We start from the raw sequence: 13,860 nt of genomic DNA, 5'->3' as shown, positions 1-13,860 counted from the left end.
CCCATGCTGCTCGACATCGAGAACCTCACCGTCACCCTCCCCAGCGCCGAGACGCGTCGGCCCGTCCTGGACGAGGTCGGCCTCACCGTGCGGCCCGGCGAGGTCGTCGGCCTGGTCGGCGAGTCCGGGTCGGGGAAGTCCACCACCGCCCGCGCCGTCCTGCGGCTGCTGCCCGAGGGCGCCGCCGTCGACGGCCGGGCCCGCGTCGGCCGGACCGACGTGCTCAGCGCCGCCCCGGCGGAGCTCACCGAGCTGCGCTCCCGCCGGGTGTCCATGGTGTTCCAGGACCCGCGCTCGGTACTCAACCCGGTCCGCCGCGTGGGCGACTTCCTCACCGAACGCCTGGTCCTGGCCCTGGGCACACCGAAGGCCGAGGCCCGTGCCAGGGCCCTGGACCTCATGGCGGAGGTGGGCCTGAACCGGCCCGAGGAGCGTTTCCGCCAGTTCCCGCACGAGATGTCCGGGGGCATGCTGCAACGGGTCGTGCTCGCCGCGGCCCTGGCCACCGAGCCCGAACTCCTGCTCGCCGACAAGGCCACCAGCGCCCTGGACGCCACCACCCAGGCGGAGGTGCTCTCGGTCCTGCGCGATCTGCGTGAGACCCGGGGCATGGGAGTCCTGTTCATCACGCACGACCTCCACCTGGCCGCCGCCTACTGCCATCGGGTGCACGTCATGTACGCGGGCCGGGTGGTGGAGTCCCGCGAGGCGTCGGCGCTCTTCGCCGACCCGCGCCACCCCTACACACGCGGGCTGATCGCCTGCAACCCGGGGCTGGACTCCGACCTGGCCCCCGAACCCATCCCAGGGGCGCCGCCCTCGCTGTCCACGGCCTTCACCGGTTGCCCCTTCGCGCCACGGTGCGCCGACGCGACACAGGTCTGCGCGACCTGGCGTCCGGAGACGTTCCCGCTCGACGACGGCGGAGTCGCCTGTGTCAGGGCCGACACGACGAGCCGTGGAGCGGACCCGTCCCGCACCGAGGAGGAGATCCGATGACCCCGAACGAACCGGCGCTGTCAGTGAGCGGACTGCGCAGGGCCTACTCCATGGGCCGGCGCGTGCCGGAGCTGGTGGCCGTGGACGACGTCTCGTTCGAGCTCGCGCCCGGTGGCTCGCTGGGCGTGGTCGGCGAGTCCGGGTCCGGCAAAAGCACCGTGGCCAGGATGCTGGTGGGCCTGGAGCGGCCCGACTCCGGGGAGATCCGGGTGTCGGGCCGGGTGCGCGGCGTCCGTGAGCGCGGACGCGCCGCGCGCCTGCGCCGGGCGAGGGAGGTCCAGCTGGTCTTCCAGAACCCGTTGGAGTCCCTGGACCGCCGTCTCACCGCCTCCCAGTGCCTGTGCCACGTCCTGCGGCTGCACGGCGCCGACCGGACCGAGGCGGAGCGGCGCGCGCTGGCACTCCTCGAACAGGTGGGGTTGGGCGCGCGGGAGGCGGAGGCGAGGCCGCACCGGCTCAGCGGCGGTCAGCGGCAGCGCCTGGCCATCGCCCGCGCGCTGGCGGCCGACCCGGCCGTGCTGGTGCTCGACGAGGCGGTCTCCGCGCTGGACGTGTCCGTGCAGGCCCAGATCCTGCGGCTGCTCACCGGTATCCGGGAGGAGTCGGGGGTGTCCCTGGTGTTCGTCTCGCACGACCTGGCGGTGGTCGGGCAGGTCACCGACGAGGTCCTGGTGATGTACCGGGGTCGGGCCGTCGAACACGGGCCGACCCGCCGCGTGCTGCGCGAGCCCGAACACCCCTACACGCGCATGCTGGCCTCCAGCGTGCCGGGACCGGGCTGGGACCCGGCCGAGGTGGTCCGGCTGCGCGCGAAGTTCGCGGCGGCCTCGGGGGCGTGACGCCACGGATCTGACGGAACGAGGCCCGGCCCCGCGCGTGAGCGGGGCCGGGCCTCCCGGCGTCGTGGGAGGTCAGCCGACGGCGTCCGTGAGGACCTCCTCGGCGGCGCGGCGGCCCTGGCGCAGCGCGCCGTCCACGTGCTGGTAGCCCTCGGCCGCCAGGTCCGAGCAGGCCCAGCCGATCGGCCCCACGGGTGCGCGCTGGTCAGCCCCGTAGCGGTGCAGTCCGCCGAGGTCGTAGCTGGCGGCGTAGGCCCCCCGGGTCCACTCCTCGGAGGCGAAGTCCGACTCGAAGTAGACGACCGGTTCCAGCGCCTCCTCACCGAGATAGTGGGAGAGGGAGCGCAGGACCGCGGCCCTGCGCTCCTCGGCGGACCGGCGCAGGAGGTCGTCGGCGGGCTCGTCGGAGACGAAGGCCACCAGGGTGCCGCGCTCGTCCCCGTGGTTGGTGTTGTCGTAGACCTCCTGGCAGAGCTCCCTGGCGCCGAACCCGGTTCCGGAGAGCCCCCGGTCCCGCCAGAACGGGCGGTCGTAGACCGCGTGGACCTTGATGACCAGGCCCATCGACGAGTGCTGGTGCATCTGCTGCTGGAGCCACGGCAGGGCGGGCTCGAAGGTGATCCGTGAGTACAGGGTGGGCGGGACGGCCACGATCACGCGGCGGGCCCGTACGGTCGCGCGTTCGGAGAGGACCGTGACCCCTTCCTCGCTCCAGCGAACGGTCCGGACCGGGGTGTCCAGGAGGACCGTGCCCTCCTCCAGGGCGTCGGCCATGGTCCGGGAGACTGACTGCATGCCGCCGACCACCCGGCGGTCCAGGATGAAGTCCTCGTCCACCAGGTGGGAGAACGACCCGGCGGAGGCCGCCATGAGGACCGCCTGGAGCGCGGAGAAGGCGTGGGCGGGTTTGGTGAGCATGCCCCCGGCCATGAAGATGCCGATGTTCTCGCGGGCGGCCTCGTCGTCGGTCTGCCGCCGCAGCCACTCGGTGAAGGTGACGGTGTCCAGCTCACGGGCGAGCGGGTGGTCCCAGGGGCGTTCGACGCCGATCTCCTCGACCAGACCGTCCAGGGTCGCGATGACCCGCGTCATCTCCGCCTCGGTCCGCTCCCCCGCCGGGAACATGTCCCCGGTGTACTCGTGCCGGGAGCCGTCGGGGGCGAGGTAGACGTTGGCGCCCTCGCGGTGGCGCGGGTAGGTGTCCAGCCCGAGCTCGTCCAGGAGGCCGAGCAGTTCGGTCTGGTCGGGCGAGACCCACTGGCCGCCCAGCTCCAGGAAGGCCCCGTCGACCTCCCGTGACCAGGTGCGGCCGCCCACGCGGTCGCGGGCCTCCAGGACGGCGACGGTGCGTCCGGCCGCCTGGAGGGTGCGTGCGGCCATCAGCCCGGCCGGGCCCGCGCCCACGACCACGACGTCACGGTCGATGACCTCGTCGCTGCCGATGACGTGTGTGCCACTCATGGGTGCGCTCCTTCGAACCATTAAATGAATACCGTTCATTAACGGACACGGAGTCCCCCGGTGTCAAGCGGGACACTCCCGCGAGCAGCACCGATACGGGCGCGGGCGCGCCGCTCCTAGACTGGTGGCGACCTCGTCCGGGCCGACAGGAAGCAGGCGCCAGTGAGTCAGGGAACGCGCAGTGGGCGGGGCAGGGGCAGACCCTCCTCACCGGTGCTCTCACGTGAACGCGTCACCCTGGCCGCGATCCGGATCGTCACCGAACAGGGCTACCGGCACCTGACCATGGCCGCTCTGGCGAAGGAGCTCGGCGTCGCCGCCTCGGCGCTGTACAACCACGTCGCCTCCAAGCGCGACGTACTCATCCTGTTGCAGGAACGCGTGAACGAGCGGATCGACGACTCCGCCTTCGGCACCGAACCCTGGGACCGGGCGCTGCGGCAGTGGGCGCGTTCCTACCGGCGGTGCTTCATGGAGCACACCGCGCTCATCCCGGTCATGGCGGTACTGCCCGTCGCCGACTCCCCCCGGACGCTGCGCATGTACGAGCGCGTGACCCGGGCCCTGGAGGACGCCGGGATCGTCGGCGCGGACGCGGTGGACATCATCGTCGGCGTCGAGGCACTGGTCTTCGGCGCCGCCTACGACGCCTCCGCCCCCGAGGGGATCTTCGACCCGGGTGGCATGGAGGAGGTCGCGCCCACCTTCACGCGGTTTGCCGCGCAGCGGTCGGCGGACCCCCGCGCGGCCGCCGACCGGGCCTTCGAGCTCGCGCTCGACGCGCTGGTCAGCGGCCTGCGCCAGAGGTACACGGACTGAGCCGTGAGGACCGGGTTCACCCCTCCAGCGCGTGCATCACGTGCTTGACCCGGGTGTACTCCTCCACCGAGTACAGCGACAGGTCCTTGCCGTAACCCGAGGACTTGAAGCCGCCGTGCGGCATCTCCGCTGTGAGCAGCACGTGGGTGTTCACCCAGACACAGCCGAAGTCGAGGTCGCGGGTGAGGCGCATCGCGGCGGCGTGGTCGGAGGTCCACACGCTGGAGGCCAGCGCGTAGTCCACATCGTTGGCGAGCTCCACGGCCTCCGCCTCCGAGGAGAAGGTCTGGACGGTCAGGATCGGACCGAAGGTCTCCTCCTGCACCAGCTCGTCGTCCTGGCGCACGCCGGTGATCACCGTCGGCTCCACGAAGTAGCCGTCGCCCCCGACCGCCCGACCCCCGGTGACCACGGTGGCGTGTTCGGGCAGACGCCCGAGCTTGTCGGTGACCGACGCGAAGTGGCGGGCGTTGTTCAGCGGGCCGTAGTCGTTGCGGGACTCGTCGGCGTCTCCCGTCCGAGTGCCACGCGCGGCTTCGGCGAGCAGCTCCACGAAGCGGTCGTGGGCGCTCTCCTCGACCAGGACCCGGGTGACGGCGGTGCAGTCCTGCCCCGCGTTGAACGTGCCGAACTCCACCAGGGCCTTGGCGGTGGCGGGCAGATCGGCGTCGGCGAAGACCACCGCCGGGGCCTTGCCGCCCAGCTCCAGGTGACCGCGCTTGAGCCCCTTGGCTGCCGAGGCGGCGACCTGACGGCCCGCGCGGACCGATCCGGTGATGGAGACCATGGCCGGTTCGGGGTGCTCCACCAGGAGCCGTCCGGTCCCGGCGTCGCCCAGGACCACGTTGAACACGCCCGCCGGGAGGATCTCACCCAACAGACGGGCCAGGACCAGGGTGGACTCGGGGGTGGTGTCGGAGGGCTTGAGCACGACGCAGTTGCCCGCGGCCAGGGCGGGGCCGATCTTCCACACCGCCATGAGCAGCGGGTAGTTCCACGGCGTGACCTGGGCGACGACCCCGACCGGCTCGCGGCGGACGTAGGAGGTGTGGCCCTCCATGTACTCGGTGGCGGCGCGGCCCTCCAGGGTGCGGGCGGCACCGGCGAAGAAGCGCAGGTGGTCCACGCCCATGGCGATCTCCTCCTGGGAGATCATCCACCGGGGCTGGCCGGTGTTGCGGTGCTGGGCCTCCACGATCTCCTCGGCGTTGGCCTCGACCGCGTCCGCGATCCTGAGCAGCAGCCGCTGCCGCTCCCCCGGGGTGACGCGCCGCCAGGTGGTGAAGGCGGCGCGCGCCGCGTCGAAGGCGGCGTCGACGTCGGCCTGGTCGGAGACGGGTGAGACCGCGACGGTGTTCCCGTTGGTGGGGTTGACGACGTCGAGCCGGTCCTGACCGTGGGCGTCGACGAAGGCGCCGTTGATGAAGTTCTGGAGGGGGCTGCTCATGGGGTCGCTCCTGGGACGCCGGTTAATGATTGGCGTTCATTTTAGAGGCCGAGGGAGTGAGCGGCAACACACCGAGCGGGTTTCGGAGGCGAGGGGAGCCACAGCCTTTACGTCGTTGCTTTCCCATGGGAGTGGGGACACGGTGTCGGCGCGGCCCTTCCGGAACTGTCGGAGCGGGTCCGTAGAGTGCGCCTATGGAGACGACCGACCCCAGGCGACTGCTCGCCGTCGAACACGCGGCCCTCGTGTCCGACCTGCGCGAACTCACCGACGAGCAGTGGAACCAGACCTCACTGTGCACCGAGTGGAACGTGCACGAGGTGGTCGCGCACCTCGGTTCGGGCATGACCATCGGCCAGCTCGGATGGATCGTCTCCATCCTGCGCTCGGGCCTGCGCCCCGCGGCCCACAACCGCAGGCAGATCGCCCGTTTCGCCCGGTCCGAGCCCGCTGCCACACTGGCCAGGTTCGCCGCCCTGGGCACCGAGGGCGGCGAACCCGTCCGACTGCCCTCCGGCGACCCCTCCCCCTGGCTCGGCGAACTCGTCGTGCACGGCCAGGACGTGCGCCGTCCGCTCGGGATCGAGCGCGAGCCCACACCCGAGGCGGTGGCCGAGGTGGCGCGGTTCCTCGCCTCCCGCGACTTCGCCGTGAACAGCAGGTCCCAGGTCAAGGGGTTGCACCTGCGGGCCACGGACGCGGACTTCACCACGAACGACCCCGGACTGCCCGTGGTGGAGGGTCCGCTGCTCGCGCTCGTCATGCTCATGGCGGGCCGTCCCGCCTACCTGGACCAGGCGGGCGGCACGGGCCTGCCGGAACTGCGCAGCAGACTGGAGGGCTGACCCGGGGGCTCAGCCGTCGTGGGCGGCCCAGTACGCGGCGAGTTCCGGACCCAGCGCGTCGGCGGCCTGCATGGGCAGGGAGTGGGTGGTCTCCGGCCAGACGGTGACGGGTTCCCTGCCCAGTTCCCGGGCACGGTCCCCTGCCTCCTCGCCACCGGCCAGGGAGCTGTCGCTGGCCAGGTCGATCCGGACCGGCATCGACATGGACCGCCACTCCTCGTCCGAGAGGGTGCGCGGCACCAGGGTGACCGAGTCGTAGTGCCGTGAACCCTGGTCGATCATCGACGACATCGGAGTGCGCTCGCGGACCTCCTCGACCGTGACCCCACCGATCTCCGCCATGCCCCGGTCCTTCCACGACTGCGGCACGGGGAGCAGCAGCAGCGAGGACCACAGGTAAGTGGAGGCGGGCAGCCCCCGCAGGACCATCACCGGTTCGAGGAGCGTCAGCGAGGCCACCCGACCGGGATGTTCGAGCGCGTGGACGGCGGCGATGGCACCGCCGAAGGAGTGCCCCACCACGTGGACGCGTTCCAGCTCCAGACCGGCGAGCACCTGTTCCACCCAGGCCGCCTGGTCGTCGAACGAGGTGAACGGCGTCGACTGCGTGGACATCCCGGCGTCACCGATCGCGTCCATCGCGTAGAGGGTGCGCTGGCCGACCCAGTGGGTGATGTTCGCGCCCCACATCGGTGCCCCGGATCGGATTCCGGGCAGCAGCACGACCGGCGGATCCTCCTCGGCCCCCTCCTCGGTGGCGGTCCACTCGTACACCCGCACGAAGCCGTACTCGGTGGCCACGTCGTGGGAGCGGGTGGGCTCGGGCAGGGTCGCCATCACGTCCTCGTAGGCCTCCCGGTAGGAGGCGTACCCCTCCGAACTGCGCCAGTGCCCCACGGTGGGCTCGGGCGCGACGACCGCGACCGCCTTGTCGACGACCAGCCAGGCCACCGCCAGCACCGCCAGGACCTGGAGCGCGCGGCGAAGCCGGTGACGTCGGTTCTCGTGGTCGCTCATGACCCCTCCAAGGGAAATACGATCGTATTGACCGCACTCCGAGTGTACACCCATCTCAATACGATCGTATTTCCCTTGGTTAGGATGGGGGGATGAACAACCCGGAACCCGACCCGAGACGGACCGAGATCTTCCATGCGGTGTGGCAGGTGATCGCGGAGAACGGCATGGGAGCCGTGTCCATGCGCAACGTCGCCGCGGCCGCCGGGGTCTCGGTCGGACGCATCCAGTACTGGTTCCGCAGCAAGGACGAACTCCTCCAGGCCAGCCTGGAGGCGATGCTGTCGAGCGCCGCACGGCTCCACGACGAGTCCACCAGGGAAACCGACGACCGTGAGACCCTCTGGGAGCTGGTCGGGCACCCCATCCCCCGCGCCGAGACGGCCCGCGCCGGGGTGTCGGTCTTCCACCAGTACGTCGCCGCCGGGTTCAACCACCCGACCCTCGCCCGCCTGCTGGCCGAGGCCAAGGACGGGGAGGAGGCCGAGGCCGCCCGCCTCCTCGCCAGGGTCGCACCCGAACTCCCCGACCCCCGCGCCGCCGCGCGGGGCCTCATGGCCACCGCCGACGGCCTGTCCATGCGCGTCCTGATCGGCGGCCTGTCCTCACTGGAGGCCGAACGGACCCTGCGCGGCCAACTGGACCGGCTCCTGGCCCGCCCCTAGGCTGCCGGACCCGAGACCATCCACAGAAGGGGACAGAGCACATGGGCTGGCAGGCGCCGAACATGGACGGACGCACGATCGCGGTGACGGGTGCGACTTCGGGGATCGGACTGTGGATCACCCTGTTCCTGGCCCGAGCCGGAGCCGACGTCGTGCTGCTGTGCCGCGACACCCGGCGCGGCGAGCGGATCGCCTCGGCCCTGCGCGCGGAGGTCGAGGGAGCCCACGCACGGGTGGTGCGGATCGACACCTCGGACCTGGGCAGCGCCAGGGCCGCCGGAGCCGAACTCGCCGGGCTCCCACGGCTGGACGCCCTGGTCAACAACGCCGGACTGGTGGGCGCACCGGCGCGGCGCGAGGTCAGTGTGGACGGGCACGAACTGACCCTGGCCACCAACGCGCTCGGCCACCACGTCCTCACCCACGAGGTGTTGGAGTCACTGGAGCGGACCTCCGGCCGCGTCGTCTGGATGGGGTCGATGAGCGCCAAACTGGTCCGCCCCTCCCCCGACGACCTCGAACTGGAGCGCACGTACTCACCGTGGCGGGCCTACGCGCAGTCCAAGCTGGTCACCCACGCGCTCGGGTTCGAACTGCACCGAAGGCTGGCCGAGCGCGGATCGAGGGTGCGGAGCCTGGTCGTGCACCCCGGTTACTCGCTGCCGGTGCTCTCACCGAGCGTGGGAGAGCTCTTCACCCCGCCCCGGCCCACGGCCCTGGACCGGCTCCAGTACCCGTGGGCCCAGGGAACCGACCGGGGCGCGCTGCCCGCCGTGTTCGCGGCCACCTCCCCCGATGCGCTGAGCGGCCAGTTCCACGGGCCCCGCAGTGGTCTGCGCGGTGAACCCGCTCTGTCCGGAGGGGTCGCCGGGGTGGAGGGCGCGGGTTCGCGCGGAACCGGCGGACCGGGACGCAGGAGCATCGACCCGTTGGTCGGGGCGGCCGTGTGGTCGTTCGCGACACGGGCCTGCGAGCTGCCCTGACCAACGTGGGGAAGGGCACATGGGGAAGTTAGTTGCACAGCGCGCAAAATCGGGCGAGACGGGACGTTCCGTCGCCTAACCTGGAGGACACAGTGGCGTTCTCGGCGGAATATCCCCTTCCGCCCCGGAATACTGCCGTGACCAGCGGGGTTGATCCTTCGACGGCACAGCCCGCACCCCGCTCATCCCCCGGATCCAGGCCACCCCAAGCGCGCAAGGAAGTATGTGACCAGGCAACCCGACGTGACAAACTCCGACGAGGTCGCGGACCAGCGCGCGACCCGACTCGTCATCCCGCTCCTCCTTGTCTCGGCCTTCGTCGTCATCCTCAACGAGACGATCATGGGTGTGGCCCTGCCCGCGCTCAACCGCGACCTCGGCATCTCGGTCTCCACCGGACAGTGGCTGACCTCGGCCTTCATGCTCGTGATGGCCGTGATCATCCCCGTGACCGGGTTCCTGCTGCAACGGTTCCACCTGCGGCAGGTGTTCATCGCCGCGATGACCCTGTTCACCCTCGGCACCCTGATCTGCTTCCTCGCGCCGAACTTCACGGTCCTCCTGCTGGGCCGGATCGTGCAGGCCAGCGGAACCGCCATCATGATGCCGCTGCTCATGACGACCATCCTCAACACGGTCCCCGCTGACCGCCGCGGCCGCGTGATGGGCAACATCTCCATNCGGGGGGGTGGCCCCCGCCGTCGGCCCGACCCTGTCCGGGCTCATCCTGAGCGTGCTGGACTGGCGTTGGCTGTTCGGACTCGTGCTGCCGATCGCCCTGCTCGCCCTCGGACTGGGCGCCGCCTTCATCCGCAACGTCACCGAACCCCGCGCCGCCCGTATCGACGTGCTCTCGGTGATCGTGTCCGCCTTCGCCTTCGGCGGCCTGGTCTACGGCTTCTCCAGCCTGGGCAAGGCGGCCGACGCCGACGCGGCCATCCCGCCGTGGGCGGCGCTCCTCGTGGGTGCCGTCGCCCTGGTGCTGTTCGTGTGGCGCCAGATCGGGCTCCAGAAGGAGGACCGGGCCCTGCTCGACCTGAGGGTGTTCCAGTCCCGCCAGTTCTCGATCTCCATCGGGCTGGTGCTGGTGAGCTTCATGGCGCTGTTCGGCACGATCATCCTGCTGCCGCTCTACATGCAGAACGTGCTCGGCCACGACACGCTCGCGACCGGTCTCACCCTGCTGCCCGGTGGTCTGGTGATGGGTCTGCTGGCCCCGTTCGTGGGTCGGCTGTACGACCGCTACGGGCCCCGCCCCCTGGTCACCCCGGGAGCCGGTGTGGTCACGCTCGTGATGTGGAGCATGACCTTCTTCGGCACCGAGACTTCGCTCGGGTACGTCGTCGCCGCGCACATGGCGCTCAGCGTCGGGCTCGGCCTCATGTTCACCCCGCTGCTCACCGGTGCGCTCGGTTCCCTGCGTCCCTCGCTGTACTCCTACGGCAGCGCCGTGGTGGGCACCGTGCAACAGGTGGCCGGTGCCGCCGGCACCGCGACGTTCATCGCCGTGATGTCCGCCGTCGCCGCCAGTCAGCTCAACGACGGCGCGGACGCCGTCGTCGCCGAGGCGGGCGGTATCCACATGGCGTTCGTCCTGGGTGCTGTGATCGTCACCCTGGCATTCTTCGCGACCTTCCTGGTGCGCCGGTCCGAGGCCGGTCAGGAACCCGAGAGCCTTCCAGTCCACTGATCCCGAGCTGTAGGGGGCGGCGACCGCCGCCCCCTACAGTGGGCTCCGTGAACGAGTCGCTCGTACGATCCCTCCTCGAAGAACAGCACCCGGATCTCGCTGACCTGGACCTGCGTCCCGTCGAGGGCGGCTGGGACAACCAGATGTGGCGCCTGGGCGAGGACCTCGCTGTCCGGATGCCCCGTTCTCAACGCGCACCCGACCTCCTGCGCATGGAGTACCAGTGGTTGCCAACGCTGGCCCCAGATCTCTCTCTGCCCGTCCCTGTCCCCGTGCGCCTCGGCAGGCCTTCCCCACACTTCCCCCACACCTGGCTGATCACCACGTGGATCACCGGTGATCCTGCGGACCTCTCTCCTGTCACCAGAGACCCCCACACGCTCGCGGACTTCCTGACCGCGCTCCATCGCCCAGCCCCAGCTGACGCCCCGGTCAACCCCCAGCGCGGCATGCACCCGCTCGACCTCATCAAGGACCTCGATGACTTCGAGCGATACGCCCGTAGCACTGTGGACCCCGACCAGATTCCCCGGATCCTGGAGGTCTGGCAGGCCGCAGTTGACGCACCCCACTGGCACCACACCCCGGTGTGGCTGCACGCGGACCTGCACCCGGCCAACGTCGTCACCACCAACGGAGCCCTCACGGGTGTCGTGGACTTCGGTGAACTCTGCTCAGGTGATCCCGCCACGGACCTCTGTGCCGCGTGGGTCCTGCTCCCCGACGCCACTGAGTTCTTCACCGGATACCCCACCGACAAGGCCACCATCCAACGCTCCCGAGGCTGGGCCGTCCTTCGGAGCCTCGGCCTCATCGAGATAGGCCGTGCCGGTGAACAGGGCCTCCCAGGAGGCAAACCCACCTGGAAACCCGCAGGCGAGAAGGCCCTTTCCCGAGTACTCGCGTCATTCCCCTAGCCAACGCACTATCCCGCGTGCGCGAATCGTTTGTCTCTGCTTCGGGCAGTTTTGAAACCTGCGCGGAAGCACTCCAGCCACATGCGGCGCCATGGTGGCCTCCTTGGGCCCATCCCCGCGTGCGCGGGGAGCAGTGACGCTGGGCATGTGAGGCGGTGTACTCGGTGGGTCCATCCCCGCGTGCGCGGGGAGCAGAACGACCCCGACTTCCCCGAGCCCGCGAAACGGGGTCCATCCCCGCGTGCGCGGGGAGCAGCGCGCGCGGATCACCATCCGCCCCACGCGCGGGGGTCCATCCCCGCGTGCGCGGGGAGCAGATGGTCCGGCGCTCTTCGCGCTTGAGCTTGGGGGGTCCATCCCTGCGTGCGCTGGGAGCAGTGAATCGGTGGCTCGTCCGCTGGTCTCCCTCTGGGTCCATCCCTGCGTGCGCGGGGAGCAGCATCGGGCGCCGAGCGCTCGCGCCAGCGGGCGAGGGTCCATCCCTGCGTGCGCGGGGAGCAGGCTGTCTCGAACGAATGGGACCTGCTGCTCGTGGGTCCATCCCTGCGTGCGCGGGGAGCAGGCTGTCTCGAACGAATGGGACCTGCTGCTCGTGGGTCCATCCCTGCGTGCGCGGGGAGCAGGCTGTCTCGAACGAATGGGACCTGCTGTGCGCGGGTCCATCCCTGCGTGCGCGGGGAGCAGCGGGCCGTCTGGGACATCACGTCGCTGAAGCGGGGGTCCATCCCTGCGTGCGCGGGGAGCAGGCTGTCTCGAACGAATGGGACCTGCTGCTCGTGGGTCCATCCCTGCGTGCGCGGGGAGCAGGCTGTCTCGAACGAATGGGACCTGCTGCTCGTGGGTCCATCCCTGCGTGCGCGGGGAGCAGGCTGTCTCGAACGAATGGGACCTGCTGCTCGTGGGTCCATCCCTGCGTGCGCGGGGAGCAGGCTGTCTCGAACGAATGGGACCTGCTCCAGCAAGGTCCATCCCTGCGTGCGCGGGGAGCAGTGGTCGTCAGGTCGCGGGGGATCCAGAACAGGATCGCGGGTCCATCCCTGCGTGCGCGGGGAGCAGTAGTGAGCTGCTGAGTTGGGTTAGCGGGTGATGGGTCCATCCCTGCGTGCGCGGGGAGCAGGCTGTCTCGAACGAATGGGACCTGCTGCTCGTGGGTCCATCCCTGCGTGCGCGGGGAGCAGGCTTTTTCACCTGCGAACTTACCGGTGGCAAGCGCTCGTTTTTCCAACTTGTCGAGAAACAGACAAAACCGACATCCACCTTTGTTGTTGCGGTCACGGGTGAGCCTACGGCCACAGCGATGTGTTTCTCCATGCCTGCGCTGACCGGGATTCGTGTCGCGGCCGGTCACGCTTTCCGACGCAACAGCGGCAGCGAAGGAAGGTGCGGGACCAGGGCTGGTGTTCATCGTTTCGCGTGTCGTGGCGGTGGGGGTGGTGGACGGAAAAGCGGCGGCGAGGGAAGGCGGGTCCCCAGGCCTGTGGTGAGCGGGTCGCGAGTCGCGGCTGGTCACTCGTGCCATCGCAACAGCGGCAGCGAAGGCGGCGTGGGGGGTGGGTGGTCCTCGTCTGGAGGGGGGTGGAGGCCGACCCTGGCCCGGTGGTGGTGGATGCTCCTGCGGTGGGGTGCGGGGTGGGGTTCATGGGTGGGCCTCCTCTCCCGTGGTGTGGGTTGGGGTTCGTGTGGGGCAAGTGTGGGTGGCAGGGCATGAGCGGGTGCCCGAGGGCACGGGCGCATAGGGGTGCGGGTGTGGGCGTGCGGGGGTAGGGGCCCGGGTGCTCACTCGCGGGGATGCGGTGGGGGTGGTTCCGGCGGTGGTGGTTCCGGTTTTGGTGGTGGGTGTGGGGGTGCGGGGCGGCCTTTCCAAACAGCCCGGTGGGGGTTGTTCTCCCGCCGCCACTTGAGCCGGTTGTGGGTGGAGCACAGCGGTTGAATGTTGTGGGCGCTGGTGTTCCCGCCTTGGGAATAGCTGGTGATGTGGTCGGCCTCGGTGGCGCTAATCGGGACATCGCAGCCCTGGGGCCAGGCGCAGGTGGTGCGCCCGTGGTGGGCCACGGTACGGATCTGTTCGGGGGCGTTACGCATCCCGCGTCCCACGTCCAGGGGTTTGCCGGTGGACGGGTCGGTGATCACCCGGCGCAGCACGCTGGTGGGGGCCATGGTGCGCACGGCTTCCATGGC

The 13,860-nt window shown here is 70.5% G+C and carries 11 protein-coding genes, 1 pseudogene and 1 CRISPR repeat array; of the genes and pseudogenes, 8 read left to right on the top strand and 4 right to left on the bottom strand.

Features of this window, described 5'->3' with window-relative positions; translation table 11 throughout:
- The first annotated feature begins 3 nt into the window (after positions 1–3).
- A complete protein-coding gene (locus D452_RS0105330) occupies positions 4–999 on the top strand; it encodes an ABC transporter ATP-binding protein (protein ID WP_017543113.1) in 996 nt (331 codons plus the stop codon).
- Entirely contained in the window at positions 996–1,838 is an 843-nt protein-coding gene (locus D452_RS0105325; RefSeq protein WP_017543112.1) for an ABC transporter ATP-binding protein, read from the top strand. The genes D452_RS0105330 and D452_RS0105325 overlap by 4 nt, the downstream gene beginning before the upstream one ends.
- 72 nt (positions 1,839–1,910) lie before the next feature.
- Here the strand turns inward: D452_RS0105325 and D452_RS0105320 are convergent, their stop codons facing one another.
- Positions 1,911–3,299: a flavin monoamine oxidase family protein gene (locus D452_RS0105320; RefSeq protein ID WP_017543111.1), complete on the bottom strand. Its 1,389-nt coding sequence runs from the start codon at positions 3,297–3,299 to the stop codon at positions 1,911–1,913.
- A gap of 162 nt (positions 3,300–3,461) precedes the next feature.
- Here D452_RS0105320 and D452_RS0105315 point away from each other — a divergent pair, with 162 nt between their 5' ends.
- Positions 3,462–4,118, top strand: coding sequence for a TetR/AcrR family transcriptional regulator (locus tag D452_RS0105315; protein ID WP_026128988.1), 657 nt, complete (start codon positions 3,462–3,464; stop codon positions 4,116–4,118).
- Positions 4,119–4,134: 16 nt separating this feature from the next.
- Here the strand turns inward: D452_RS0105315 and D452_RS0105310 are convergent, their stop codons facing one another.
- Positions 4,135–5,565, bottom strand: coding sequence for a gamma-aminobutyraldehyde dehydrogenase (locus tag D452_RS0105310; RefSeq protein ID WP_017543109.1), 1,431 nt, complete (start codon positions 5,563–5,565; stop codon positions 4,135–4,137).
- A 194-nt stretch (positions 5,566–5,759) separates the two neighbouring features.
- Here D452_RS0105310 and D452_RS0105305 point away from each other — a divergent pair, with 194 nt between their 5' ends.
- Positions 5,760–6,410 carry a maleylpyruvate isomerase family mycothiol-dependent enzyme gene (locus tag D452_RS0105305; protein WP_017543108.1) on the top strand — a complete coding sequence of 217 codons (651 nt, stop codon included), beginning with the start codon at positions 5,760–5,762 and terminating at the stop codon, positions 6,408–6,410.
- Between the two features lie 9 nt (positions 6,411–6,419).
- Here D452_RS0105305 and D452_RS0105300 read toward each other — a convergent pair whose 3' ends face one another.
- On the bottom strand, positions 6,420–7,427 hold the full coding sequence (locus D452_RS0105300) for an alpha/beta fold hydrolase (protein ID WP_017543107.1): 1,008 nt from the start codon (positions 7,425–7,427) through the stop codon (positions 6,420–6,422).
- A gap of 92 nt (positions 7,428–7,519) precedes the next feature.
- Here D452_RS0105300 and D452_RS0105295 point away from each other — a divergent pair, with 92 nt between their 5' ends.
- The 4 genes and pseudogenes from D452_RS0105295 (at position 7,520) to D452_RS0105280 (ending at position 11,682) form a co-directional block, all read left to right on the top strand.
- Positions 7,520–8,092: a TetR/AcrR family transcriptional regulator gene (locus D452_RS0105295; protein ID WP_017543106.1), complete on the top strand. Its 573-nt coding sequence runs from the start codon at positions 7,520–7,522 to the stop codon at positions 8,090–8,092.
- Positions 8,093–8,133: 41 nt separating this feature from the next.
- On the top strand, positions 8,134–9,075 hold the full coding sequence (locus D452_RS0105290) for an SDR family NAD(P)-dependent oxidoreductase (RefSeq protein WP_017543105.1): 942 nt from the start codon (positions 8,134–8,136) through the stop codon (positions 9,073–9,075).
- Positions 9,076–9,300: 225 nt separating this feature from the next.
- A pseudogene (locus D452_RS27745) lies at positions 9,301–10,765 on the top strand (MDR family MFS transporter).
- 38 nt (positions 10,766–10,803) lie between these two features.
- Positions 10,804–11,682 (top strand): aminoglycoside phosphotransferase family protein, encoded by an 879-nt coding sequence (locus D452_RS0105280; RefSeq protein ID WP_017543102.1) that lies wholly within the window; start codon positions 10,804–10,806, stop codon positions 11,680–11,682.
- A gap of 105 nt (positions 11,683–11,787) precedes the next feature.
- Positions 11,788–12,860: a CRISPR direct-repeat array (repeat unit 29 nt; unit sequence GGGTCCATCCCTGCGTGCGCGGGGAGCAG).
- Positions 12,861–13,458: 598 nt separating this feature from the next.
- Here D452_RS0105280 and D452_RS29430 read toward each other — a convergent pair.
- A partial coding sequence (locus D452_RS29430; RefSeq protein ID WP_169336553.1) for an HNH endonuclease signature motif containing protein occupies positions 13,459–13,860 on the bottom strand: 402 nt, incomplete at its 5' end.

The organism is Nocardiopsis prasina DSM 43845, from assembly GCF_000341265.1.
In the GTDB taxonomy this organism is placed as follows: Bacteria; Actinomycetota; Actinomycetes; order Streptosporangiales; family Streptosporangiaceae; genus Nocardiopsis; species Nocardiopsis prasina.
This window is presented reverse-complemented; position numbering and strand designations above follow the sequence as displayed.